This is a genomic window from Pseudomonas sp. Emmai (assembly GCF_055179735.1).
The window spans coordinates 5,354,520-5,381,351 of the sequence record NZ_CM143685.1 but is presented as its reverse complement, the minus strand read 5'-3'; the positions used below and the strand labels follow the sequence as shown (position 1 = coordinate 5,381,351).

Sequence of the window (26,832 nt, the reverse complement as noted above, 5' to 3'; positions counted from 1 at the left end):
GCATGCGTAACCTCAAGCGTGTACTCCTTGGCTTGGTTCTCCTGTTGCTGGTCCTGGCGATTCTTGCGTTTGTCCTGGAAAATCAGCAATCAGTGTCGCTGCTGTTTCTTGGCTGGGCGGGGCCGCAATTGCCGGTATCGCTGGTCATGGTGCTGGCGCTGCTGATCGGCATGCTGATCGGGCCGATTCTGGGTTGGTTTCTGGGGCGTTCGTCCAGAGCATCCCGCAAGCGCCTCGTTTGATCGCGGCTGATGTAACGGACGTGTTGAATTTGCGTCACAGCTTGTCTATATCCATTAGTAAAAGCGTCATTAAGCTGTAAAATGCTGCGCTTGTCCGGTAATGGCATATTCCCATATCGGTCAGACTGACTCTGTCAGAAGCCTTTAGCTTAGATGAAGGCTTCTGCATTCATGGATTAGACAGCGCTCGATCGACGGCCCTGTCAGCAACTCAAAGGGTGTGGTTTCGCGTGAAAATTCTAGTAACCGGTGGCGCCGGGTTTATTGGCTCCGCAGTCATTCGTCATATCATCTCAAACACTACCGACGCTGTCGTTAACGTCGATAAACTGACGTATGCCGGTAACTTGGAGTCGCTGGCCGAAGTCAGCCAGAACCCGCGTTATGCGTTTGAGCGCGTCGACATCTGCGACCGCGATCAAATCGACCGTGTCCTGCGTGAACACCAACCAGATGCCATCATGCACCTGGCCGCAGAGTCCCACGTTGATCGTTCGATCTCCGGTCCGTCCGAGTTCATCCAGACCAACATCATTGGCACCTACACCCTGCTGGAAGCCGCACGCCACTACTGGGCTGCGCTGGATGATGCGCGTAAAGCCAACTTCCGCTTTCACCATATTTCGACAGACGAAGTCTACGGAGACCTCGAAGGTCCGGAAGATCTCTTCACCGAAACCACACCTTATCAGCCAAGCTCGCCGTACTCGGCCAGCAAGGCCAGCTCCGACCACCTGGTTCGCGCCTGGACCCGTACCTACGGTCTGCCGACCCTGGTCACCAATTGCTCGAACAACTACGGCCCGTGCCACTTCCCGGAGAAGTTGATCCCGCTGATCATCCTCAATGCGTTGGAAGGCAAGCCGCTGCCGGTCTATGGCAAGGGCAACCAGGTTCGTGACTGGCTCTACGTCGAAGACCACGCTCGCGCACTGTACAAAGTCGTGACCGAAGGTGTTATCGGTGAGACGTACAACATTGGTGGCCATAACGAAAAGCAAAACATCGAAGTCGTGAACACCTTGTGTGCACTGCTCGACGAGTTGCGCCCGGATTCTGCGCATCGCCCTCACGCCAGTCTGATCACCTATGTTCAGGATCGCCCGGGCCACGATCAGCGTTACGCGATCGATGCCAGCAAAATCCAGCGCGAGCTGGGTTGGACGCCTGAAGAAACATTCGAAACCGGCATTCGCAAAACTGTCGAGTGGTACCTCAATAACACTGAGTGGGTTGCTCACGTGAAGAGCGGCAGCTACCAGCAATGGATTGACCAGAACTACGCGGATCGTTCGAGTAAGGCATGAAAATCCTCCTACTGGGAAAAAATGGTCAGGTAGGGTGGGAGTTGCAACGCTCCTTGGCGCCGCTGGGTGAGCTGATTGCCCTTGATCGCGACACAGGTGGTGACGTGTCCGATCTAGACACCTTGCGCACGACGATTCGTCAGTTCAAGCCGGACGTCATCGTCAATGCCGCCGCCTACACCGCCGTAGATAAGGCCGAGTCCGAAACTGAGCTGGCCGACCGCGTTAATGGTCAGGCAAGCCAGGTTATGGCTGAAGAGGCCGTATTACTTGGGGCCTGGCTGATTCACTACTCGACCGATTACGTGTTCAGTGGGCAGGGTTCAAAGGCGTGGCAAGAAACCGATCCAGTCGCCCCGGTGAATCACTACGGCGCCAGTAAGCTGGCCGGTGAGCAGGCGATTATTGCTTCGGGCTGCAAATACCTGATCTTCCGCACCAGCTGGGTCTTTGGCGCTCGCGGTAACAATTTCGCCAGGACCATGCTGCGCCTGGCCAAGGATCGCGAAACCCTGAGTGTCATCGCTGACCAGATCGGAGCCCCGACGGGTGCAGATCTGATTGCCGACGTGACTGCATTAGCGATTCAGCAAGTCATGCAGCGCCCCGAACTGACGGGGCTTTATCACTTGGCCGCCAGCGGCGAAGTGTCCTGGCACGGCTATGCTAGTCATGTGATCGAATTTGCCCAGGCCAATGGCGAGCAACTTGCCGTAACGACTGTCAATCCGATCGAAACCAGCGCTTATCCAACACCTGCTCGTCGCCCTCTGAATTCACGCTTGAATACTCAGAAGCTACGTGACAATTTTTCTCTACACTTGCCGGATTGGCAAAGTGGTGTAACCCGAATGCTTAGGGAAGTTCTGAACAAATGACCACGACAAATCGTAAAGGCATCATCCTCGCTGGTGGTTCGGGTACGCGCCTGCATCCGTTGACCCTCGGCGTGTCCAAGCAGATGCTGCCGATCTACGACAAGCCGATGATCTTTTATCCGCTGTCGGTACTGATGCTGGCAGGTATGCGTGAAATCCTGATTATTTCCACGCCTGAAGATTTGCCGTGTTTCCGCAAGTTGCTTGGCGATGGCAGCCTGTACGGCATCAAGCTGACCTATGCCGAGCAGCCTAGCCCTGACGGTCTGGCTCAGGCCTTCATCATCGGCGAGGAGTTCATCGGCAAGGATCCTTGCTGTCTGATCCTGGGCGACAACATCTTCTACGGTCAGCACTTCTCGGACAACCTGCGTTCGGCTAGCTCTCAGCAGCATGGTGCGACGGTATTCGGCTACCACGTTTCCGACCCGGAGCGATTTGGTGTGGTTGAGTTCGACAACACCGGCCGGGCGCTGAGTATTGAAGAGAAGCCGCTGAAGCCAAAGTCCAACTACGCGGTAACCGGTCTGTACTTCTACGACAACGATGTTGTCGAGATCGCCAAAAGTATCAAGCCGTCTGAGCGTGGTGAGCTGGAAATTACCGACGTTAACCGTGCATACCTTGAGCGCAAGACGCTTAACGTTGAAATGCTTGGCCGTGGCTTTGCCTGGCTGGATACCGGTACTCATGATTCGTTGCTAGAAGCCAGCCACTTTGTGCACACCATCGAACAGCGCCAGGGCTTGAAAGTGGCTTGTTTGGAAGAGATTGCCTACCACAACGGTTGGATCACGGCGGAGCAGCTGGGCGCTCAGGCTGATGCCCTGAAGAAGACTGGCTATGGCCAGTACCTTCAGAAACTCCTCGACTCGCCTTCCCACTGATTCGAACGCTCCATCATTTCGAACAGAAGCGTTAACCGGTGCAAGCAGGAATGGCATGTCAGTAAAACATCCCAAGGTAGCGGTTTTGCTGGCGGCCTATAATGGCATGCAGTGGATTGAAGAGCAGTTGACCTCGATCCTTGTCCAAGAGGCTGTCGACATAACGGTTTACGTCAGTATCGACCCGTCCACGGACGGTACCGAAGCCTGGTGCGTGGAATATGCGGCTGAGCATCCTGGTGTCATTGTTCTCCCTCCCGCCGGATCCTTTGGAGGGGCTTCGCGCAATTTTTTCAGACTGATTCGTGATGTCGATTTTGCCGAGTGCGACTTTGTTGCCTTTGCTGATCAGGATGACATCTGGGACGTGGATAAATTGCAGCGCGCAACCGATGCGATCCAGGCTCGTGATGTGGATGCCTACTCCAGCAATGTTACCGCTTTCTGGCCAGATGGCCGGACTCAGTTACTGGACAAGGCTCAACCCCAGGTTGCCTGGGATTTCCTTTTTGAAGCGGCTGGTCCAGGCTGCACGTATGTGATGAGCCGGAAAGTGATGATGCCATTGAAGGCCAGCATGCAGGCCAGTTGGGCTGAATTGCAGCAAGTCAGCCTGCACGATTGGTATTGTTACGCTTTTGCGCGGAGCCATGGTTTCACTTGGTTTATCGATGCGCAGCCGTCCATGCGATATCGCCAGCACGAGCACAACCAGGTAGGAGCCAATACCGGCATCAATCCGTTGATCGCGCGTTATAAGACGATCCATGATGGTTGGTGGTTTTCCCAGGTTCGTATGATCGCTTGTCTGGTAGGGCAGGAAACCGACGCCTTCGTTCGGCAATGGCTGCCATTGGGGCGCCGACAATTGCTGAGGTTGTCGCTGAGTGCCTGGCAATGTCGCCGGCGTACGCGGGATAAGGTGTTTTTCTTTTTTGCTTGCTGCACCTCTGCGATGATCGGACGGAAAACCAAATGAGTCGTCCTCGGGTTTTAGTCACAGGCGCGAGTGGTTTTGTGGGGGAGGCCGTGGTGTTCCGGCTGTTGCTCGACAGGGTGTTCACGCCTGTCGCCTCAGTGCGGGGGGCAACGCGGGTGAGTGGCCTGTGCCCTGTCGTGCCGTTTGATCTGAGCGACGAACTCGCTCAGCCCCCCATGAATGATGTTGGCGTTGTCATTCATTGTGCCGCTCGGGTGCACGTGATGTCTGAGATGGCGACAGATCCGTTGGCGGATTTTCGCAAGATCAATGTCGAAGGGACCGCCCGGCTGGCTCGCAAGGCAGCGGAGTCCGGTGTTAAACGGTTTATCTTCATCAGTTCGATCAAGGTCAACGGGGAGGAGACCGAGCCGGGGGCGCCATTCACGGCTGACGACCCGCCGGCCCCGGTCGATCCGTACGGGGTTTCGAAGCGTGAGGCTGAAGATGCGCTACGACAGGTCGGGCGTGACACCGGAATGGAGATCGTTATCATCAGGCCGCCGCTGGTGTACGGGCCCGGTGTTAAAGCCAACTTTTTGAATATGATGCGCTGGCTGCAACGGGGAGTGCCGCTCCCGCTTGGGGCTATTCACAACCGGCGCAGTCTGGTGGCAGTCGGCAATCTGGTAGATCTGGTAATCGTTTGTATCGATCATCCCGCCGCAGCGGACAACACGTTTCTTGTCAGTGATGGTGAAGATTTGTCCACGTCCCAACTGCTTCGGCGGATGGCTGACGCCATGAATGTTCGTCCACGTTTGCTGGCTGTACCCGGGTGGATGTTGAGCGTTGGCGCGCGGCTCCTCGGGCGACGGTCTATGGCGCAGAGGTTATGTGGGTCATTGCAGGTAAATATCGACAAAACGCGTACCACGCTCGGATGGTTTCCTCCCGTCAGCGTGGATAAGGCATTGCGTCGCACAGCCAGTCAATTCTGCGGGAAGTGAACTCATTGAGTTCGCGGTGTCGAACGCAGCGACTTGTATGCGCTGCTCTTTGGCATATTGCCACCATTTTTCCGGTGAGGGGCGCTTGGTAACCTAACCCCCCCCCTGAATCCGGGGACGTTTTCGCGTTGGATGGAGGTGCCACCTAATCTCTATTTTTACTTTCGTCCCCCCGATTGTCGCCTTCTGCTTACTAGAAGCGATACTGTCACTGGGCTATCAAATGGCTATGCATAATCGTTATAATCGCAAATTTTTCGCCGCTGAGAGTGGAGCTGGTCATCTCACGCTCCCCCTTTCCGGCGAATGCAACTCTATGTTGAACGAATGAACATAGATGATGATTTATCATTTGAGCAATGGAGCGCTAGGTGGTAGCCCCCCTTTTCCCGATTGTTAAAACAAACGAATCGGATGCCGGCAACGCAAGCGATTTTCAGCAAAAAGAAACGGCGCAATTGGGGTGTGTGGCGATTTTGGTGTGCACGTTCAACGGTGAGCGCTTTCTGGTTCAGCAATTGGATTCGATAGCACGTCAAACCTACCCTCATTGGACCGTCGTGGTGTCGGACGACGGCTCCACTGACGGCACCCTCGAACTGCTGCGTGAATATAGCGAACGCTGGGGTGCAGACAAGCTGACTGTTCGTTTCGGGCCGGGGCTTGGTTTTGCCGCGAATTTCATGTCGGTCACCTGTGATCGGTCGATTGATTCCGACTTTTATGCCTGGGCGGACCAAGACGATATCTGGCAGGAGAACAAGCTGGAGTTGGCCCTGCAGTTTCTGCAATCCCAGGCCGTGGATACTCCGTCACTTTATTGCGGACGCACAGAGCTGATCGACGAAAACGGAGTACACATCGGCCTCTCACCATTGTTCGGACGCCCTGCCGGTTTTGCCAATGCGCTGGTGCAGAGTATCAGTGGTGGCAACACGATGGTCTTCAATCGCTCCGCTCGTGAGTTGTTTCAGCAAGCGGGTGACAAGCTGGAAATCGTCTCTCATGACTGGTGGGCGTATTTGCTTATTTCCGGCGCCGGCGGTCAGGTTTTTTATGACTTTTCCCCCTCCATACTTTATAGGCAGCATGATTCGAATCTGATTGGTTCGAACTCCGGGTTGTTGGCGCAAGCGCAACGTCTGCGGATGCTCTTCAGGGGACGGTTCCGTGGCTGGAACCAAAAAAATATCGCGGCACTGGATTCGGTTCGGTCCCGATTGAATGAAGAAAACCGAATGAGGCTGGATCTCTATAAAAGAGCTCGTAACTCACGAGGATTTGCCAGGCTCATTTGGTTACGACGGTCTGGCGTCTATCGACAGACCCTCCTGGGCAATTTAGGGCTTGTTTTGGCCACGCTATTTAATGGTATTTGAAGCGCACACGAGCCTGGACGGCTCCTTAGGGAATCGTTCTGCGGTAACTCAAGTAATGTTTGAACAAGAGAGTTTACTGATGAAGTTCAACGCCCTCGGTTTTGTTGAGGTTTTTGCATAATGATGAATTTTTCTACATCGCCGAAGGAGATGCTTGGCAGTTTCTGGCGTAATCGCGGCTTGGTCAAAGCCTTGGTGCAGCGGGAAATTATCGGACGCTATCGCGGATCAATCATGGGGATGCTTTGGTCTCTGTTCAACCCCATCGTCATGTTGGTGATCTACACCTTCGTGTTCAGTGTCGTGTTCAAGGCCCGGTGGAGCGTTGACAGCAGTTCAAAAACAGAATTTGCCTTGATGCTGTTTGCCGGCCTGATAGTGTTCAACTTGTTTGCAGAGTGCATCAACAGGGCGCCCAGCCTGATTCTTGGCAATGTCAATTATGTGAAGAAAGTCGTCTTCCCACTGGAAATCCTGCCTTGGGTTACCTTGGGGGCGGCGCTATTTCACTTCTTGGTCAGCCTGAGCGTCTGGTTGATTGCGTATCTGATTTTTTTTGGAAAGCTCCAATACACTGCACTTCTTCTTCCCGTGTTCCTGGGACCTTTGCTGATCTTTATCATCGGTCTTGTCTGGTTTTTGGCGTCCATGGGTGTGTATCTGCGAGATGTAAGTCAGATCATCGGCGTCATCACGTCTGTACTGATGTTCCTTTCACCAATTTTCTACCCTATTACCGCACTGCCGGAAGAATACAGGCACTTGCTGTTCCTCAACCCCCTGACGCCCGCCATTGAAAGTGCGAGGGCGCTGCTTTTCCGTGGTGAGCTGCCGAGTCTGGTTCACTTGGGTTTCTTCTATATCGCTGCAGCCCTTGTCTTTTGGCTAGGATTTGCGTGGTTCCAAAAAACGCGTAAAGGGTTTGCCGATGTCCTCTAATACAGCAATCGCGGTTAACGGTCTGAGCAAGTGCTTCCACATCTACGACAAGCCTAGAGACCGGCTTCTACAAATGTTTGCCCGGGGCGGGAAGCAATATTTTCGAGAGTTCTGGGCGTTGCAGGACGTTTCCTTTACCGTCAGCAAGGGTGAAACGGTCGGTATTCTGGGGCGTAACGGAAGCGGCAAATCCACGCTGTTGCAGATGATCTGCGGCACGCTTAATCAGACCCATGGCGACATCCTTACTCATGGTCGCGTTGCTGCCCTGCTGGAGTTGGGGTCGGGGTTTAACCCGGAGTTCAGTGGGCGAGAAAACGTCTACATGAATGCGGCGGTGCTGGGGCTTTCGAGGGTCGAAACCGATGCTCGTTTTGCCGAGATCGAGGCGTTTGCCGAGATCGGCGAGTTTATCGATCAGCCGGTCAAGACCTACTCTAGCGGCATGATGGTGCGCCTAGCCTTTGCGGTGGCCATCAACGTTGACCCGCAGATCCTGATTGTCGACGAGGCGCTGTCTGTCGGTGATGAGCTGTTCCAGCGTAAATGCTTTGCCCGCATCGAAGCGATCAAGACCAGCGGTGCAACCATTCTTTTTGTCTCGCACTCGGGTAGTGCGGTGATCGAGCTCTGCGACCGCGCAGTGTTGCTGGATAAAGGCGAAAAACTGGCGGAGGGTGTACCGAAAGTCATCGTTGGCCAGTACCAGAAGTTGCTGTATGCGCCTGCCGATAAAGTCGCGGTCATCCGCGAAGCGATAAAGTCGGGTGGTATCGAGCGACTAGAGCTGGAGCGGGAGGCGGTAAAGTCAGCGATTGCTGTTGAGATTTCGCAAGCCACCGATAACGGTCTGGATGAGTATTACGATCCCCACATCGTTTCCAAAAGCGTGCTGTCCTACGAGTCCCACGGCGTGCTGATCAGCGATCCGCGCATCCTCAATGCTGCCGGCAAGCAAGTGAACTGTATCAAGCGTGGGGACGTCTACCGTTATACGTATCGGGTAGCGTTTTCCACGGGCTCCGTGGCCGTTCGCTTCGGTATGATGATCAAAACGCTGGCGGGTATTGAGATCGGCGGAGCGGCGAGTTCGGCAAAGGTTCAGGACGCCATTACCTATGTGCCGCCGGAAACCGACATTGAGGTCGAGTTTAAATTTGAGTGCAACTTGAACCCTGGCACCTATTTTCTTAATTGCGGCGTCGTGGGCGTGGCGGGGGAGGGGGAAACCTATCTGCACCGCTTGATTGATGCATGCCTATTTCGCGTTCTTCCGGAAACGGAGAGTACCGCGACCGGGACAGTAGACTTTAAGTGTACTTCAGCTTTTACCATTTCAAGTGTTGAGCATAATTAATCTTATGGATCATAAACAAATAGTTGTCGTGTTAGGCATGCACCGTAGCGGTACCAGTGCCATCACTCGTGGTTTAAAAGTTCTTGGTGTCGAACTGGGCAGCCAACTCTTATCGCCAGAAGCAGGTATCAATGATAAGGGCTTTTGGGAAGACATCGATGTCACTGCATTCAATGACGAATTTCTCAAGGAGCTGGGCCATGACTGGCACAGCCTGACTCCAATCATGCCGCATGAGCTGGAGTCGCAAATTGCCCAGAACCGCAAGGTTCGTGCAGTGGAAATTTTGCGCAGCAAGTTGTCGGGCATTGATTGTTTCGGTGTCAAAGATCCGCGTATGGCAAGACTTCTGCCTTTTTGGCAGAGCGTTTTTGCTGAACTGGATCTGAAAGTCAGCTATGTCGTGGCCTTTCGCAACCCGAAAAGTGTCGCACATTCGTTAGTCAAGCGTAATGATTTCGAACTGGCAAAGGGTTATTTTCTCTGGTTGGAGCACATGTTGCTCAGCCTCCGGTATAGCCAGGGTGCCTCGCGCGTTTTTGTTAACTATGACTTGATGCTTCAGGATCCTGAGCAACAGCTCAAGCGTATTTCTGCGTCTCTGGATCTTCCGTTTGACCCACAAGGTCCGGACTTCTTGGAGTACCAGCACAAGTTTCTTCAGCATTCGCTGCAGCACAACAATTTCACTCTGGAAGAGCTCAACCAGGACAGCGCGGTTTCGAATGATATTCTGGAACTCAGCAAGCTGCTTCTAGAGCTTTCCAGTGATTTGCGGGCCGATGACCAGATCCTTCAAAGGCAGCTGGATGAACTCTACCAAGCCATGGTGGGGCGTTTGCCGGCCTATCGTCTGATGCGCCGTTTTGATGAAAACAGAACCGAGCTGGCGGAGCAGCTTATCAATCAAACCGCCCTCAGTAGCCAAAACATCAAGGCGCTCAAGGCTGAGTTCAGCAGCTTGGAGGCAGAATATGCCACCCTCAAGGCTGATCGCAGCGCACTCAAGACTCATCTCGGTTTACTCCAGACTCAACTTGGCGCACTTGAGCATCATGTAAGCACCGCCCAGTCCGTCGTAGCTGAGTCCGAGCGCTCAATGGAAGCGCTCAAGGAAGACTTGCAACGCTATGCGTCCGGGCGTTTCCTGCTCAAGTCACTGGCTTCAATCATTGCCAAGCGTGTGGGTCTTCGTTATCGGGATGACAATCCTAGTGAAAGCGAGTTGTTCGACGCCCATTACTACCTGAGCACTTATGAAGATGTCAGGGCGGCAGGTGTCAATCCGTTGCAGCATTATCTGGAGCAAGGCTGGCGCGAAGGGCGTGATCCATCCGCCGGCTTCTCGACACAGGCTTATCTGGAACGGTATGAAGACGTACGCCTGAGACGTATCAATCCATTGGTTCACTACTTGCGCCATGGTTATTACGAAGGTCGGTCAATTTTCGACACCAGTGGTCGCAACTATCATCTTTCTCGAAAAGGCAGCCGCAACCGTACGGTCGTGCAGCTACTGAGTCTGGTAATACAGCAGCCAGCGTTGCTGGGGCGGTTTGTGCGTGAGGCTCGCCGTGGCGGGTTGCGGCACGCCGTGGCCATTGCGACGCGAAAACTCAAGCGCAGTCAGAAGCTCCTTGACCTCGTACCGTTGAAGCCGTTGCGTGACAACGCGGTGATGGAGTACGAGGTATTCAAAGTAATACCGTACTATCTGAACCCTTATCAGGAAGACGTTGCGAAAATCGAGCAGAAAAAGGTCGCCGTTCACCTTCATCTGAATGACGGCAATATGGCTGAGACAGGATACGCATACCTCGCCAATGTTCCTGTCGAATTTGATCTTTACGTTTCCATACCCGGCAAAGGCGATCAGGCTCTGGATGAAAAGTCCCTGCGTGGCGCCGTGCCGCTATTGCGTAAATTGATCGTCGAGTCGGTGCCGGATAACGTCGGGCATATTGCGCCTTTTATCATTCAATTTGGCAGTCGTCTCAGCGTCTACGATTATGTGGCGCACCTCCATGTGGGTGGTCATGAATCGGATGCCGGTGCGCTAGCACATTCGAATGCTATGCTGGATCTTCTCTGTGGTTCCAGCAGCTATGTCGCGCAAATTTTCGCTTTGTTGAATGACGACGCGAAAATTGCCTACCCGGTAGAGAGCCAGGTGGAGCCTGCTGCTTATCACAAGTCAGGTTGGAGCGATGCCCGAGGCGTGATTTCGGCAGCTCTGGAGAAATACAGTTCGATCGACACGGCAGCGTTCCCGACTAAAGAGATCCCTCGCTGCGGCATGTTCTGGGCTCGCGCAAGCGCCGTGGAAAATTTTGTTCAATTGCCTTTGCAGTATGATGACTTTGTGGACGAGTCAGAGGCTGCAGCACCCGCGATGCTCGCTCGTTGCCTTGAACGTTTGCTGTTGATTTGCACAACGCGGGCACAAGGGCGCAATTATCAGCTTGAATCGACTGAACTTACCCAAGAGCCACTGGCGTATTACGAGCCGCAGTGTGATTACTCCGCTACGATCGTGCACGATACGATTAAGGTGCTGGCGTACTATCTGCCACAGTTCCATCCGACACCCGAGAATGACGAGTGGCATGGCACTGGCTTCACTGAATGGCACAAGGTTCGCTCTGCGAATCCGTTGTTCTATGGCCATTACCAGCAGCATGTTCCCCACCAGGACATTGGCTACTACCACTTGGATTCTCCAGCACAGTTGAGCCAACAAGCGGACATGATGCAAAAGTCAGGCGTTCATGGTCTGATTTTCTATCACTACTGGTTCTCCGGGAAACTAATCCTGGAAAAACCGGCGAAGATGCTGCTGGATAATCCACAGATCAGCATGCCATTTTGTTTCTGTTGGGCGAATGAAAACTGGACGCGCCGTTGGGACGGTAACGAGCAGGAAATCCTGCTGGGTCAGGTCTATTCGAAAGATGACGCCAGGGCGTTCATTCAGTACGTCATCCCGTTCTTCAAAGATGAGCGCTACATCAAGATAGAAGGGCGTCCCGTACTGTTTGTCTATCGTCCTTCGTCGATGGAGCATGTCCACGATTACATGGCTATCTGGCGCCAGGAGTGCGAAAACAGCGGTCTGAAGGCTCCTTATGTAGTGGCAACACTGACCCGTGGCGCAACGTTGCCTCAAGACTACGGTATGGAGGCTGCTGTCGAGCGGGTGCTGCACGACTGGACTGCCGATGCGGTAGATGACAGACGCCCTGAGCTGCGTCCGTACTGGCCGCTCAACGGCAGCGTTCTGGAGTACAGCGAAGTCGCGGATCACTACATGGGGCAGGATCTGGGCAAAGACTACACCCTGTTTCGTTCCCTGGTTCCAACGTGGGACAACACCGCACGTTATGGTTCCAATGCTTATGTGCTCAACAATTTCACCACCGCGAAATTCCAGAGCTGGATGGAATATCTGGTTCAGTATTCCGAACAAAACCTGCCGGCTGACCGTCGATTCCTGGTAGTCAATGCATGGAACGAATGGGCTGAAGGCGCGCACCTGGAACCAGATACTCGGTTCGGCTACGGTTATCTCAACTCCATCGGGCGTGCACTGTCCGGTCAATCGTTCTCGGCCACCGGCCATATCGTGCCAGGTTCGAACCTGACGCTCAAAGTGGTAGTAACGTCCGAGGCGCTGTCGCGCTTGCAGGCCGAGCCTGAATCACTTCGCAAGTTTCTGACGTGCCTTGCCAGCTCAAGTGTGTTTGAACGTTGCTCGGTCGCTGTTGAAGATGTGCAACTGAATGAGGCATTGCAGGCGTTAGGCGTTAAAACCGCCATCAACGAAAGTAGCGCTGCCGACTTCACTCTTGTATTCAGTGACGCCTGCCTGTTTACGCCAGAGGCTATTGAATCGCTTCTGAAGATGGCGCTGCGGCATAAAGGCTTTAATGTCTCTGCCAGCGTGCGCAATGATCCGGCGTCTTTGCAAAGTGAAAGCATCATCAACTTCACGATCGACGCTGCTCAGCGTTCTTATATGGAGTTGCGCCCGGATGCGCCGGCTGTGGGCTTCAAAGTCTGCTGCGAAGCTTCGTGTTTCCGCCTGCTGCCGCAATCTGCGAGCACAGGAGTTGCCGTAGAGACTGTTTCAACCATTATGCGCTACCACCGTCGTGGTGACAGACAAGCGCTGATGAATGCGCTTTTTTCCCTGATCGCTCAGTCGGGGTGCCAGGTAAAACCGGTTCTTGCGATTCAGGATATGAGCGACGAAGAAATAGCGGAACTTGAAGTTGAACTCGCCAAGCTGCCCTGGAATGTGGAATGCGCGCCAGTGATCCGTCGCTATTTTTCTACAGAACAAACTCCGGATCTACGTTCGCTGATGCTTAACGACACGCTAAAAGCGGTCGGCACAGGCTATGCGGCGTTCCTTGACTACGACGATTTGTTGTTCCCGGAAGCCTATGGCGTGCTTCTGAAACAACTGAAGGCAAGCGGCAAGAATGCCACCTTTGCGCGCGTTTACTCCACCATGGTGGAGGCTGCAACGGGGTGCATCATCAAGCGCGACAAGATCTATGATTATGGTGACTCCTATCTCGATTTTGTACAGCACAACCACGCGCCATTGCACAGCTTCATGCTGGATCTGGATAAATGTGATCTTGAGGCGATCCACTACTTCGATGACATGAAGTACATGGAAGATTACTACCTGACAATGCAGTTGTTTTCTCGAGACGGGACTGACTGGGCTTCATTGCAAACCTGCGGCTTCATCGGTGACTACATTCACCGTATCGGAGGTGACACCCATACACTCGCGCTCACTGATGAGCAGCAGCGGGTGGATTTGCTGGGCAGTGAGTCGTATCGAATCTGTGAAGCTCGCATCAAGGCCTTGCGCGATCGTCTGATTGTGAAGGCATAACGTGAAATAGGCCCGCCGTTGCCATGGGCGGGCCTTGGTCGTCTGATTCATTTAAGGTTTATCAGTATGAGTAAGGATCTGGTTTTTCACGCTACCGCGGTCAGTGCTTCGGCAAGAGCCCAGGTGAAGGGGCAAAAGCCTGCAGTTATCTGGCTCACGGGACTGAGCGGTGCCGGAAAGTCGACAATCGCCAACGCGCTTGAGCAGGCTTTGGTTGCTAAAGGTCGACATACCTTCCTGTTGGATGGCGACAATCTACGCATGGGTCTGTGTAAGGACCTGGGGTTTAAAGATGCGGATCGCGTGGAAAATATTCGACGTGTAGCGGAAGTTTCAAAGTTGCTTGTTGATGCAGGGTTGATCGTAATTACCGCATTCATTTCGCCATTTCATCGCGAGCGCGCCATGGCGCGTGAAGTGATTGGAAGCGATGTGTTTGTCGAAGTCTTCATCGATACGTCGCTGGAAGAATGCGAGCGCCGCGATCCTAAAGGGTTGTATGGTAAAGCGCGGGCAGGTGAGATCAAAAATTTCACGGGTATCGACTCGGCGTATGAAGCGCCCATCAACCCGAATATTCGCATTAACACGGTTACAGAAGATCTGGCGGTATCCGTTGAGCGGGTATTGGACTACCTCGATAAAGGGGTCGCTCAATGAAGACACTCGTCATTATCGGGGCTGGTTTCAGTGGCGCGGTCACTGCAGCGCAGTTCCTGCGCCATAGCCCACCTGATGTGCGAGTCGTATTGATCAATCGTTCCGGAACCATGGCGCGAGGTCTGGCCTACGGCACAAACAGCTCACTGCATTTGCTCAATGTGCCTGCCGGCAACATGAGTGCCTATGTTGAAGAGCCTGATCATTTTCTGCGGTTTTGCCAGGCATTGAATCCTGCATACACTGCGTCATCATTTGTACCCCGAAAATTGTACGGCGATTACCTGGCGTCGGTGCTGGATCATGCTGAAAAGCACAGTTCCGTAGGCGTGAAACTTGAGCGCCTGGTCTCGGAGGTGCGTTGTCTGCGGGGAGAAGGGAAGGGGGCTGTGCTGGAGTTGGTTAATGGCCAGAGCATCCAGGCCGATCAGGTAGTGTTAGCGTTCGGCAACTTTTCCCCGCTTGATCCTCCAGGATTCTCCAAATCAATGAGCCGTTATCAGTCAGACCCTTGGGCTGGTGGAGTAGCGTCCGAGGCTGAAGTAGATCGTGCTGTACTGTTAGTGGGCGCGGGGCTGACGGCTCTAGATGTATCGCTTGGTTTGTTACAGCAAGGGCATCGTGGGCCTATTCACATGATATCTCGGCGTGGACTTCGTCCATTGCCACATCGCCCCCAGCGTCCGGCGCACGAAGTTCCGGTCGGTCTCGTCGACATACTGATGCAAGCTCCGCCGAAGGTGTCTGAGTACATGCGTCTGATTCGCCGCGAAATTGAGGCCGCCGGATTACAAGGACTTGATTGGCGCGACCTGCTTGCGGTTTTGCGTTCCAGTACACCGGAATTGTGGATGCGGTTGTCGGATGTTGAGCGCCGGCGCTTCTTACGCCACGTCCAGCCCTACTGGGATGTGCATCGCCATCGGGTGGCGCCAGCGGCTTACCAGTGCTTCGAAGACGCGGTGACCAGCGGGCAGATCCATTCAATGGCTGGGAGAATTCAACGGGTCAGTCCAGACGCCGCTGGTTTGATAGTTGATATTCAGTTGCGCTGTGAACCGCGGGTTGAGCAAATCAATGTGGCCCGGGTCATTAACTGCACCGGCCCGAATACAAATTTGCGACGTGTCGATGACGGTCTGATTGCTCAGCTGAGGGCAGAGGGGCTTGTGCAACTTGATCCTTTCGGCCTGGGTCTGAATGTAGATGAACGTCTTGCGGTGAAAGGTGCTGACGGTGAATCATCCACTTGGCTGCACTACATAGGCCCCATGCTCAAGGCGGATCTTTGGGAAGCCACGGCAGTTCCTGAGTTACGGCAACATGCGAAATCTCTCGCGACCAGTCTGGTCAACCTAATTCGCTGAAAACTATCCCGTTAGCTATGGGGCGATAGAGAGCTCTGAAGGCCGTAGTCAACGAGATGTGGGTCCTGTTGCATACGCTCGGAAACGAGCCTGTCCGTAATAACCCCATAAAACTCGCATGCGGCATGGAGCTCGTTGGTGCTGGCTGGCAGGGAGGCGGCCCGTATTTTGGGGCTTCGTTCGACGTGGAGTCTGTAAATAGGTAGGGTGTTTTATTTTTCAGATACTGTGGCGACTCGCAGGAGCGCACAAAAATTTAGGTGAAGTGCAGGCCAATGAATATAAGATATCCAAACTTTGATCTACTTCGCTTATTACTTGCAGTAGAAGTAGTATTTGTTCACGGCTGGGCCATGACCGACGTCGCGTTTAATTGGGCGGATTATATTATGGCGGTGCCCGCATTCTTGGCGATCAGTGGGTTTCTGGTGCTAAAAAGTTATGAGGAATCCGGTTCGTGGGGTATCTTCATTCGAAAGAGAGCACTGCGATTATTACCGGCATTAATGGTTTCAATGATTCTGTGTTGGGTGCTTTTCGACTGGTTTGCGGTATATAACTCATTATTGAACTGGATTACAGGCGGCTTGTACACATTGCCAGGTGTAGCCAATGGCCCCGTCTGGTCACTTATGTGGGAAGAGATCGCGTATCTTTGTCTGGCTTTACTCTGGATGGTCGGTGCTTACAAACATCGGATAATTATTTGGCTATTGTTGGCTGCTTCGTCCGCAATCGTGTATTGGGGGCGTGTCCTTGATGGACACACTCAAATAATATTGTTCCTTTTGCCGTCGTTCTTCATTGGTAATCTGGCATACCTGCACCGTCATACCTTGCTAAAGGTCAATCCGATAGTTCCGTGGTTTTTCCTATTTGCAGTTATTTTTTATTACCGTATTCCGTATTTCGCCCAGTTAGTCCTATTTAGCCAAGTAAGTTTTCAAGCGTTTGCTGTTGTATGGGTGGGCATGGCGGGTCTTAAGGTAGTCCCATTCCGATTCCCAGATATTAGCTATGGTGTCTACATATATCATATGCCAATTATTATTTACTTGATACGGCATGATATCGCGACTACTACTAGCAATATGGCGATATGGCTCCCGCTGCCTTTGCTTGCAGTTTGTTTGGCCAGTTGGTATCTGGTTGAAAAACCGGCACTCAAACTAAAGCCTTTGCGGGGTGCCGCAAACGCTCAATTGGAATCACAAGAAACTGCCATTCAAAAAAAAGAGGCAGTCTGAACGTAAGTCAGCGACGCGCTCTACAGGAGCACTAAAGGGGCAGCGTAAGGCGAAGTGTATTGCGCACGAGCCGAAGACTCAAGAAGCCGTGCTGGTGGCTTGGAGGTGAAAGTTTTCCTCCCTCTGCAAGGGCGGTGTTTGATTGCACAGCTTAGGGCGGAGTGGCTTGTACAACTTGATTCGTTCGGCCTGGGCTGTGTTAGAGGGCTAAATAAGTAGCCCTCTTAAGCGCGCCAGAAAACCATTCTTTCCAGTCAGCTTTTTAGAGCGACTGCAGCGCGTCGTCTCATTTCTTCCTTAAGTAACATGCATATGAACATGAGACTTATCATGTCGCCTGCCAATAGCACTCTGTATCCAGATTCATATGCCGTCGGCGAGAGACCAACCAGTGCAGTTACCGCCACATGTAGTAGCAAGAGAAAGGATGCGAAGTAGAATTTATTATTATCGCTGATGACGCTTCTTACTATGTAGATAATACTCACTAGCGATAAGAGTGTTAGCGTGTAGGAGGCGAAGTAGTTAAGGCCAAATCCCGAATTTAAGAAGCGAATTGAAAAATATTCGTTTCCTCCAACATCGAATATGTATCCAAAAATGTTACCTTGGAACACTCCACAAATAACAAGCAGGAAGGCCAGCTTTTTTAAAGGAAAGCCTTTGCCGATAGATAGAGTTATCAACAGCAGGGCTATTATTTTCGGATACAGATTTTTTTGGTCGGTGAAATGGTAGTTGAAGACGTCAAACCCCGTTGATATCTTTTTGAAGAAAGAGTAGTCAGTGAACTCTGGCATGTACCGCAATTCTGAGGCCAAGCGTAGATAGTTTCCCGGTGCAGACAGTAGAAAAGCAAAGCCGGACAATGCTATCGCCAGTATGAGGAAGCGATAGGTCAAAGCGGTTTTTCTATCCCAAATTAAAGAAACCGCTAAAACACTGAGCATTGAGATCCCTCCTTGTTCTGATTGCGATGCAATAAAGGCGAGTGGGAGGGAGAGTATTTTTTCTGGTGTTGAAAAGGCGGATGGTCGCATGAAGATTGTGCAAACGAAAACGGCACATGTAACCGGTAGTAAGTAATTGTAGAAGCCTGTGACGTAGAACGCCGTAGTGTTGAGAACACTGTGGCTAATGAGCATTGTCAGGAATATACAGAAAATAATTCCGTAGGTGTAATGGAGTGTACTTGAGAAAAAAGCTTTCCAAGTAGAATAAGCACTCAAAAGCAAAAAGCTGGGGATCGCAAGTTTCCAGAATGTGGGTAAGTTTATAGTTGTAAACATGATGCCTTCAATGGCTATCCGGCCTGTCCATGTGTAGTAGCGCTTAAGTAAGTAGGCTAGAGGCGTCGTGCCTGACGTGGCGACTGAAAGGAATGTGTAGTCGTCTGAAAAAGGTTTTAGTTGCAGATTAAAGTAGAAGCTAGAATAGAAAAATGCAAGGAATAGCAAAAAAATAAATATTTTTTTGGTGTTTGATTCAGATTGTAGTGCAGACATTTTCGCCTCCGTAATGCATAACGCCTTTTGAATCTTCAATGTACAGCTTAACGGTATCGCCATAGCTCTCGCGGAGCTGGTAGCCTACGGCTGATGCAAAGAATCCGTGCAAGTTGAATTCGCTTTTTATCTGTAGGAACTCGCTCACATCTTTTCTGCTCAGTCGGCGCGTGATCAGTTCAATGGCCCCGTTTTTTCCCGAGGCTATGATATGGATCTTTATTGTTCCGCTGGGTGGGTTTATAAGTGCCCAGCCAACTACTGATATCCAGGACTCTCCGATTTCGCACTTGTCAAAGTTGGCCTTTATCTCGGGAATATAATTTTGTTCTGTAGGTAAGCTGGTGATTCTGGTCGCGTTGTTTACAAAAAAGAGGAAGGTCCCCGTTAGAATCGAAATGATAATAGAGAAGACGTACGTAGTAGTGGAAAAATTCAGCACGTTGTTGCGTCTGTTGTTGAGGTGTGTGTTCAGCACGGGGTGCGTCCTGTTGTCGTTTTGGTTTTATTGGTGTTGGCTCAGGTTTGCTTTTTTGTTGAATACAAATTCTTTATTGAGAAGATAGAAAATCACCGTGTACGTGGCCATCGCAAGAATTTGTGCTATTTCGACGCGAATCCCTAACCACTGATAGGCGATCATCAACACCAGTTGGTTTAAGGCAAATGAAAGTACAAAGGCAAGAACGAATTTTGGAATCGTGCTTCGGTCAGTTGCCGATTGGTTAAAGACAAAAATCTTGTTAAGCAAATATGCTGCAATCAACGCCACTCCATAACCAAGGGCGTTAGCGTAAGCCGGATCCGTATTGAATAGAGTGACCAATACAATGAATACGCCGTAGCCGATTACGGTATTGACGACGCCGGCAAAAAGGTATTTTAGAGGTTGCATAGTTTGCGGGGTTTCCTATAGGGAAGATAAGTCTTTGGAGAGTTGAGTGAATAATTGAAGGCCTTTGGCCATGCCGTCATGCTCTTTTAAAGACTTCCAATAGGTGAGGGTGTTTTGCAGTTGCTCTACATTCCTCGGGCCTATGACTATTCCTGATAGCGAAGGGTTTACATAAGATGCGGCCAGTGCGAGTTCGTTGAGTGTCGCGGGGCGAGGTTCGAACCCGTGTTTAGAATGAAGAAAGTTTCCGAGTTTTTCTGTCAATAATTGCGGAATGTTTATTTGGCGCAATTCTATTGAGCTGTTTGTCTTCGGAGCTTCGATTTTTAATCCGCCCAAGTTGATCCCATAGGCAAGATACTTTGCCTTCGAAAACCATGTTTGGTACGCCTCACGTGCAACACGTGTCATGAAGTTTTCTTTTACTTGGATTATCCACTTTTCAGCCAGGATTGGGTCGGCCTTATAGTATAGTTCTGGATGTTTTATGCCTGACAAACCGATGCCAAACCCCTCCTGATCCAGCTTCGACATAGCCCTGACTGTTTGCGTGATGGCTGCCAGTTGGTTTTCGTCTTCGCCCCTGTTGTCCCAGTGGATTGAAACACAGGACAGTGCACTGCCAAACTGATTCTTCAGGATATCGGCAGATCGCTCAATGTGGTCGGGCGTGAGGTTTACATCGGGGGAACCCATGTTGTCTCGGGAGCCGATTTTTATGGTCAGCGCCAGGTGGGCGTCGCCGTGTTGGTGTACCCAGTCAGCCATCCATTTGACGGCAAGCCCAAAATCTTCCTTGTGCTTGTTGATCGGGTAATTGGTGGCCGTATCGACAATGCTGCCGCCACTTTGCAAGAAGTGTTCAAGTAGTTCATAGGCTTCGCGGCGATCTATGCCCCAGCCCCAAAGTGCTGTGCCCAACACCAGTTTTTTGTTGTCAGGTGCAAACGGTGTCATGTCAGGCTCCGGGCTTGGTGTTGTTCAGGCGCTGACGCAAGGAGAACATAGCCTTCAGATACTCGATGACTAATTTGATGATTTTGACTTTTGAATTAGGGTCGTCGGTCCAGGTGACTGGCAGATCCAGCACTCGGTATTTCAAGTGTTCGCCAGTGATCAGGATTTCGGTAGCGAAGAACCAGCCATCACTTTGTGCACCGGTTTTCATCAGCGGGCCGAGAATTTTCCGCTGCAGAAATTTGAATCCGCACATGCCGTCACTGAACGAGGTATTGAAAATAAGCTTCACAATAAAGTTGAAGCCAAAGCTTGTGACGTTCCTCAGAGGCTTTCGGCCTATTACTTTGGCTCCCTTTGCGAGGCGAGAGCCGGTAACAATGTCCGCGTTGTTCGCCTTGAGAGCTTCCAGTGCCGGTCTTAAGTGGCGTAAGTCGGTTGCCAGATCGAGATCCATGTAGCCGACAATGTCAGCGGAGGATTGGCTCCAAGAGGCTTTGAGGGCACGGCCGACGCCACGTTCTTCCAAGCGTAGGTATCGGACGCCGGGTAGTGTATTTTGCAGCTCGCGGGCAATTTTCTGCGTTCTATCGGTTGATCCGTTGTCAGCCAGCACGATAAGGATGTCGCCAATATCTGTCAGGTTATTGAGGATGTAGTCGTGGGTTTTATTGACTTGATCCGCAAGTGTTGCTTCTTCGTTCAGGATGGGAATTGTAATTTCAATTGATGCATTCATTTTCTTTGCTCTGAAAGGGATGTCTGGGTGCTGGTGAGGTTTTCAGTTTCTAGCTTTTCCAGAACGTCATAGATGTTGTCGATTTTCCCACCCAGGATCGAGTAGCACCCCGCAAGTCCATTATGTTTTTCGAACAGGATCGGCCTGCCATCGTCGCCTTCATTCTTGGTAAGAATGGTTTTTACCTCAAACAGCGATTCTACGTATTTGGCATCCAGTGCCGAGGGCAGGTAGCGACTTATGTCGCGAATCATGCGGTCGACACGCGTTGCGCGATCGTAGGTATCCAGTTTTTGGTAGGGGTCGTTATCCGGTTCATCAATCCAGTGCATGTGAGGTGTGTACCGCACGTGCGAAACGGTATGCAAGCCACGGGCAGGAAACGGCATGATTGAGAAAAACGGTCCGTCCATGACCGTGATGCCCAGTTCCTGAAGCACGGGCGGTACCTGCACGAGGGCCATTTCTGTGACTTCCTGCTTCAAACCTGTTTGTGTACCAGGAAAGTCGCCGCCGAATTGATTGAGACCGCTGTAGGTGCAATTGAATACATATCGGCAGTCGATGAGCTCTTGCGCTTTACCTTTGGGGGCCAAGGTAACACTCAGGGCCTTTTCAGGGCTGTTGAATATTGCGATGGCCCTTGTCTGCAAGCGGATTTCCACACCACTTTCGCTCAGCTCGCGCCGCGCCCATTCAGCAAGCTTTGTCGTATCGAATGCATACTCTTCAACCAAAAAAACTTCTTCGATCAAGCGTGGTTCAAACAATGCACGCAAGGCTGGACTTGCCGGTTCGATTTTGGCGCCGATTTCTCGATAAAACCGTTCAAACTGATTAGCCGTAACTTTGGAGTTGCGCCGAGCGATGGCGTACAGCTTCGTGAAATCCTGCTTGACCGCATCAGGCCAGTCCATTACGAATTTTGGCAAATTAATGCGACTGCGGTATGCCGTGGTGAAGCTTCGAGGGTAGTGGTAGCCGTTGTGCACGCGTGCCTGATTATTGTAAGAGGCGCGGGACAACAATGTAGATTCACGCTCGATCAAGGTGACGCGTTTCATGCCGCGTTGTTTGGCCAGGTAGACGGCGATAGCCGCGCCGTAAAACCCCCCTCCGATGACAACTGCATCTTGCGTGTTATCAGATGTCATCAGGCAACTCGGCCAGCGGCAGTCGGGGCGGAGGGTGGCGGGCTGGAAGCGACTTCTTCAATGTTCAGTTTTTCGTGCCGTGTTATGCGCGCGCTCGTGAACTCTTGTGCGATGTGATAGAGCGGACCCTCATTTGATAGGCTGGTCATGTGCAGGATGTATTCCCCAAGCACCATGAGTACCAGCGATATCAGGAAGAACATGCCGGACTGTTGCAAAGAAAGGCTGACCCAGCCCGGGGCAATATGCGGGTTCAGGAAGGCACTGGCGACGACATAAAACGAATAGACCAAATTGGCCATGGCACCAAACAGTGAGAGGGAGGTGACTAATCGCATTGGGGCTCGAGTTGTTGAGACCAGCAACAGCATGCCCCGATCCACGCTCTCACGCAGACGCTTGGCTTGTGTCACTCGCGGGGTGGAGTTGTATTCGAGATTGGCGCGAGCAAACCCACCTGTGGCTGGAAGATGCCGATAGGTCACTGAGGGCTGTGGGTGTTGCAGGATGAAGTTGATCACTCGTTTGCTGAGCAGGCGATACTGAGGCGCTTCGGTGGCCAGATGTATGCCGTTGAATGATTTGTAAACCTTGTTGAATATTTTGTAGGCGGTCTCGTAAGCGAAGCTTTGTGGTGGTTTTTGTTTATTGTTGGCGAATACCACGTCCGCGCCGCTGACTGCCTTATCGAGCATTTCGGGCAGAAAGGCGATGTCGTCGGCCAAAGGATCTACCACCACTACGAAGTCGCCCAGGGCATTTTCCAGGCCTGCCCAGGATGCGGTGTCGGTGTCGACTTCCTTGGTCAGTGCGTAAACTTGCAAGTTGGGGAGGCCGTTTTCGGCAGTCAGACTTTTTAGTATCGAGATACTGTCATCATCCGATGCATTGTCGACAACAATTAGTTCGTAATCGCTAACGAGCGAGGACATCCGTTCGACGGCGTCTGCCAGGACACTTCCAATATGGTTTGATTGGTTGCGGACAACAAACACAACCGAGAGAAATACTGGGAAAAATACCATTTAGAGTTCCTCCAGACGCCAACCTTTTGGCCGTCGTCCATGTTTTCGAAAAAAAAGCGCGTAATCTTAATCTGCGGGGTAGAGGACGTCACTCTTTTCATTCGTGGCCATTTGATTGCAATCGCTCACAAACCCTGTGTTTCAGCGCTTCTTGAACCTACCTTCCGGTGCACGACTACACGATACATCGTGTACCCTTTATCAATTTGGCAAATATCGTACACGTGACGGGCTGCGGTCCAGGTGCGCGCAATGGTATCGGATCGATATCAGCGGGAGGATGTGCTGCATGTACCGACTTACATTTTCGGAGTGTTCTGATCAATGATTTTCTGGTGGCTCATACCGGCTGTCTGCGGCCTTTCTTTCGTTTTGACTGCAGCATTGCGTCGATATGCGCTGGCACGCAGCATGCTCGATTTACCGAATGATCGCAGCTCACATACGGTGCCTACTCCAAGGGGCGGGGGCGTTTCAATCGTAGTGGCGTTTCTGACGTCCCTGGCGGTAATGTGGAGATGGAGCTTTGTCGATACCCCGTTTTTTTTCGGTGCTGCGGGGGCAGGTTTGCTCGTGGCGGTCGTCGGCTTCATGGATGACCATGGCCATATTGCCGCTCGCTGGCGCTTGCTTGGTCATTTTGCCGGTGCTGCATGGGTGCTGGCATGGACAGGGGGGCTTGCTCCGATTGAAGTGGCCGGAGTGGTCTTGAACTTGCGTTGGGCCGGAGATTTTTTGGCGTTGTTCTATCTGGTGTGGTTGCTGAACCTTTATAACTTCATGGATGGAATTGACGGTATCGCTAGCGTCGAGGCTATCTGCGTATGCTTGGGCGCTTGTCTGCTTTACTGGGTCAGTGGGCACCAAGGCTTGATTTGGGGGCCGTTACTACTGACGATGTCAGTACTTGGTTTCCTGTTCTGGAATTTTCCACCTGCAAAAATATTCATGGGCGATGCGGCGAGCGGATTCCTTGGAATCATTCTTGGGGCGTTGTCGCTTCAGGGCGCAGCGGTCGAGCCGCGTTTTCTGTGGATGTGGTTGATTTTGCTGGGTGTTTTTATTGTTGACGCAACGTTTACCTTGTTACGACGTCTATTGCGTGGCGACAAGGTCTATGAAGCCCATAGAAGCCACGCTTATCAGTACGCTTCCCGCCAATACGGGCGACATTTACCAGTGACGACCGCGGTGGCGTTGATCAATGTGTTATGGCTGTTGCCCCTTGCGCTTTGCGTGACCACTTTGGGGCTGGATGGGGCGCTTGGGGTGGTAATTGCCTACACCCCATTACTGGTATTAGCCGTTAGGTATAAAGCAGGAGAAATGGAGGTGTTGACCGTAAAGCGCTGATGACTGGATAAATTCAGAATGGTTTCGGATTATTCCGTACAATGACGGCAGATTTCGTCAAGGAACGGGCCTGGTCGGTTGAGGTTTATGGATAAAATACGTGCCTTTTTGTTAGGTTTGCCACGTAGGCAAAAACGACTGATTCAAGTCGCCACAGATGTTTTTCTGGTCTGGGGTTCTCTCTGGCTCGCGTTTATCGTTCGCCTCGGCATCGATGATATGTACAACCCCCTCAGGGTTCATTTTTGGCTGTTCGTCTGCGCCCCGATCATAGCCATACCGCTTTTCATACGCTTTGGCATGTATCGCGCAGTCATGCGCTACTTTGGCAATGACGCGCTGATCGCGATCGTCAAGGCGGTTAGTCTTTCTTCCCTGATCCTTGCGCTTGTCGTCTATTGGTACAGCAACCATGAAGCCGTCGTTCCCCGCTCGATCATCTTCAACTACTGGTGGCTAAGCCTCGTCATCATCGGCGGTCTGCGCCTGTGCATGCGCCAGTACTTCATGGGGGACTGGTTCACCGCCGCCCAGCACGTTCCGTTCACTAATCGCGACGACGGTCTCACCAAAGTTGCCATCTACGGTGCTGGCGTTGCCGGTAATCAATTGGTTGCTGCGCTGCGCATGGGGCGAGTCATGCGCCCCGTGGCGTTCATCGATGACGATCCAAGCATCTCGGATCGCTCGATTTCAGGCCTCCAGGTCTACAAGCCCAAACACATCCAACAAATGATCGACGTGACCGGCGCACAAGAAATCCTCCTCGCGCTGCCATCATCGACTCGCGCACGTCGTAGGGAAATTCTGCACCTGCTTGAAGGTTTTCCACTGCACGTTCGAAGCGTCCCAAACTTCACCGACCTGGCCAGTGGCCGCGTAAAAGTCGAAGACATCCAGGAAGTGGACATCGCCGACTTGCTGGGCCGCGACTCGGTCCCCGCGCAACCGGATTTGCTCGCGCGTTGTATCAAAGGCAAGACTGTGATGGTCACGGGCGCCGGCGGATCCATCGGGTCGGAGCTTTGTCGGCAGATATTCTCGCTTGACCCCACCACGCTTTTGCTCTTCGATCACAGTGAGTTCAACCTCTACAGCATCCTTTCCGAGCTGGAACAGCGTGGCTGTCGCGAGTCGCTGCCGGTCAAATTGCTCCCGATCCTAGGCTCCATCCGCCACCAGGAAAAACTCCTCGACGTGATGAAAACCTGGCGCGTAGACACCGTCTACCACGCTGCGGCTTACAAACACGTCCCGATGGTCGAGCACAACATTGCCGAAGGCGTCCTGAACAATGTGATCGGCACGCTCAATACCGCCCAGGCAGCCTTGCAGTCGGGTGTTTCCAACTTCGTATTGATCTCCACCGACAAAGCCGTACGTCCGACCAACGTCATGGGCAGCACCAAACGCCTGGCAGAGCTGACCCTGCAAGCCCTCAGCCGCGAAATTGCCCCGGTATTGTTCGGTGACAAAGCCAATGTCTCCCGCGTTAACAAAACCCGTTTCACCATGGTGCGTTTCGGCAATGTGCTGGGCTCTTCCGGTTCAGTCATCCCGCTGTTCCACAGCCAGATCAAATCCGGCGGCCCGCTGACGGTTACGCACCCGAAAATCACCCGCTATTTCATGACTATCCCCGAAGCCGCGCAATTGGTGATCCAGGCCGGCTCCATGGGCCAGGGTGGTGATGTGTTTGTGCTGGACATGGGCGAGCCGGTAAAAATCGTCGAACTGGCGGAGAAGATGATTCACCTGTCTGGCTTGAGTATTCGTTCCGAGAAAAACCTTCAAGGTGACATCTCGATCGAGTTCACCGGGTTGCGTCCGGGTGAAAAGCTTTACGAAGAGTTGTTGATCGGTGACAACGTTGTGGCGACTCAGCATCCGATGATCATGAGTGCTCATGAAGATCACCTGAGCTGGGAGGTGCTGAAGGCGCGTTTGACGGATTTGCTCAATGCCGTCGAACAAGACGACTACTCCCGCGTCCGCCAACTCCTGCGCGAAACCGTCAGCGGCTATACCCCTGACGGCGAAATCGTCGACTGGATCCACCAGCAACGCCGTCTCGAACCCTGATTGTTTCACATCCTGTAA

At 52.3% G+C, this 26,832-nt stretch carries 22 protein-coding genes; 15 read left to right on the top strand and 7 right to left on the bottom strand.

Translation table 11 applies throughout. The features are described from left to right. Positions 1–2: 2 nt before the first annotated feature. From ACY4LX_RS24680 to ACY4LX_RS24620, 13 genes are all read left to right on the top strand, one after another. Positions 3–242: a LapA family protein gene (locus tag ACY4LX_RS24680; protein ID WP_149660064.1), complete on the top strand. Its 240-nt coding sequence runs from the start codon at positions 3–5 to the stop codon at positions 240–242. A 230-nt stretch (positions 243–472) separates the two neighbouring features. Beyond that, entirely contained in the window at positions 473–1,549 is a 1,077-nt protein-coding gene (rfbB, locus tag ACY4LX_RS24675; RefSeq protein ID WP_149660065.1) for a dTDP-glucose 4,6-dehydratase, read from the top strand. Further along, positions 1,546–2,427, top strand: coding sequence for a dTDP-4-dehydrorhamnose reductase (gene rfbD, locus ACY4LX_RS24670; RefSeq protein ID WP_463258127.1), 882 nt, complete (start codon positions 1,546–1,548; stop codon positions 2,425–2,427). Before rfbB ends, rfbD begins: the two co-directional genes overlap by 4 nt. Further along, positions 2,424–3,314, top strand: coding sequence for a glucose-1-phosphate thymidylyltransferase RfbA (rfbA, locus tag ACY4LX_RS24665; protein ID WP_463258126.1), 891 nt, complete (start codon positions 2,424–2,426; stop codon positions 3,312–3,314). Before rfbD ends, rfbA begins: the two co-directional genes overlap by 4 nt. A gap of 55 nt (positions 3,315–3,369) precedes the next feature. Then, entirely contained in the window at positions 3,370–4,293 is a 924-nt protein-coding gene (locus ACY4LX_RS24660) for a glycosyltransferase (protein ID WP_463258125.1), read from the top strand. Next, entirely contained in the window at positions 4,290–5,243 is a 954-nt protein-coding gene (locus ACY4LX_RS24655) for a UDP-glucose 4-epimerase family protein (protein WP_463258124.1), read from the top strand. The genes ACY4LX_RS24660 and ACY4LX_RS24655 overlap by 4 nt, the downstream gene beginning before the upstream one ends. 371 nt (positions 5,244–5,614) lie before the next feature. Further along, on the top strand, positions 5,615–6,622 hold the full coding sequence (locus ACY4LX_RS24650) for a glycosyltransferase family 2 protein (RefSeq protein WP_463258123.1): 1,008 nt from the start codon (positions 5,615–5,617) through the stop codon (positions 6,620–6,622). A 120-nt stretch (positions 6,623–6,742) separates the two neighbouring features. Further along, complete coding sequence (locus ACY4LX_RS24645; RefSeq protein ID WP_463258122.1) at positions 6,743–7,561, top strand: ABC transporter permease; 819 nt, start codon at positions 6,743–6,745, stop codon at positions 7,559–7,561. Further along, a complete protein-coding gene (locus ACY4LX_RS24640; RefSeq protein WP_463258121.1) occupies positions 7,551–8,918 on the top strand; it encodes an ABC transporter ATP-binding protein in 1,368 nt (455 codons plus the stop codon). Before ACY4LX_RS24645 ends, ACY4LX_RS24640 begins: the two co-directional genes overlap by 11 nt. 4 nt (positions 8,919–8,922) lie before the next feature. After that, positions 8,923–13,830, top strand: a complete 4,908-nt coding sequence (locus tag ACY4LX_RS24635; RefSeq protein WP_463258120.1) for a glycoside hydrolase family 99-like domain-containing protein — start codon at positions 8,923–8,925, stop codon at positions 13,828–13,830. Between the two features lie 66 nt (positions 13,831–13,896). Beyond that, complete coding sequence (gene cysC / locus ACY4LX_RS24630; RefSeq protein WP_463258119.1) at positions 13,897–14,490, top strand: adenylyl-sulfate kinase; 594 nt, start codon at positions 13,897–13,899, stop codon at positions 14,488–14,490. Then, entirely contained in the window at positions 14,487–15,857 is a 1,371-nt protein-coding gene (locus tag ACY4LX_RS24625; RefSeq protein ID WP_463258118.1) for an FAD/NAD(P)-binding protein, read from the top strand. The genes cysC and ACY4LX_RS24625 overlap by 4 nt, the downstream gene beginning before the upstream one ends. Before the next feature lie 275 nt (positions 15,858–16,132). Further along, positions 16,133–17,104 (top strand): acyltransferase family protein, encoded by a 972-nt coding sequence (locus ACY4LX_RS24620; protein WP_463258117.1) that lies wholly within the window; start codon positions 16,133–16,135, stop codon positions 17,102–17,104. A 254-nt stretch (positions 17,105–17,358) separates the two neighbouring features. On the opposite strand, the gene ACY4LX_RS24615 is transcribed toward ACY4LX_RS24620, so the two are convergent. The 7 genes from ACY4LX_RS24615 to ACY4LX_RS24585 are packed head-to-tail and all read right to left on the bottom strand — an operon-like array spanning position 17,359 to position 23,379. Further along, entirely contained in the window at positions 17,359–18,609 is a 1,251-nt protein-coding gene (locus ACY4LX_RS24615) for a DUF6056 family protein (RefSeq protein WP_463258116.1), read from the bottom strand. Then, positions 18,590–19,087 carry a hypothetical protein gene (locus ACY4LX_RS24610; protein ID WP_463258115.1) on the bottom strand — a complete coding sequence of 166 codons (498 nt, stop codon included), beginning with the start codon at positions 19,085–19,087 and terminating at the stop codon, positions 18,590–18,592. Before ACY4LX_RS24610 ends, ACY4LX_RS24615 begins: the two co-directional genes overlap by 20 nt. Before the next feature lie 27 nt (positions 19,088–19,114). Further along, positions 19,115–19,504 carry a GtrA family protein gene (locus tag ACY4LX_RS24605; protein WP_463258114.1) on the bottom strand — a complete coding sequence of 130 codons (390 nt, stop codon included), beginning with the start codon at positions 19,502–19,504 and terminating at the stop codon, positions 19,115–19,117. A 15-nt stretch (positions 19,505–19,519) separates the two neighbouring features. Continuing rightward, positions 19,520–20,461: an aldo/keto reductase gene (locus ACY4LX_RS24600; protein ID WP_463258113.1), complete on the bottom strand. Its 942-nt coding sequence runs from the start codon at positions 20,459–20,461 to the stop codon at positions 19,520–19,522. 1 nt (position 20,462) lies between these two features. After that, positions 20,463–21,200 (bottom strand): glycosyltransferase, encoded by a 738-nt coding sequence (locus ACY4LX_RS24595; protein WP_463258112.1) that lies wholly within the window; start codon positions 21,198–21,200, stop codon positions 20,463–20,465. Then, the gene (locus ACY4LX_RS24590; RefSeq protein ID WP_463258111.1) at positions 21,197–22,354 is read right to left on the bottom strand and encodes an FAD-dependent oxidoreductase; all 1,158 of its coding nucleotides are present in this window, start codon (positions 22,352–22,354) and stop codon (positions 21,197–21,199) included. Before ACY4LX_RS24590 ends, ACY4LX_RS24595 begins: the two co-directional genes overlap by 4 nt. Next, on the bottom strand, positions 22,354–23,379 hold the full coding sequence (locus tag ACY4LX_RS24585; RefSeq protein WP_463258110.1) for a glycosyltransferase: 1,026 nt from the start codon (positions 23,377–23,379) through the stop codon (positions 22,354–22,356). The genes ACY4LX_RS24590 and ACY4LX_RS24585 overlap by 1 nt, the downstream gene beginning before the upstream one ends. 324 nt (positions 23,380–23,703) lie before the next feature. Here ACY4LX_RS24585 and ACY4LX_RS24580 point away from each other — a divergent pair, with 324 nt between their 5' ends. Beyond that, positions 23,704–24,732 (top strand): MraY family glycosyltransferase, encoded by a 1,029-nt coding sequence (locus ACY4LX_RS24580; RefSeq protein WP_463258109.1) that lies wholly within the window; start codon positions 23,704–23,706, stop codon positions 24,730–24,732. Between the two features lie 87 nt (positions 24,733–24,819). Further along, a complete protein-coding gene (locus ACY4LX_RS24575) occupies positions 24,820–26,814 on the top strand; it encodes a polysaccharide biosynthesis protein (protein WP_463258108.1) in 1,995 nt (664 codons plus the stop codon). Positions 26,815–26,832: the final 18 nt, after the last annotated feature.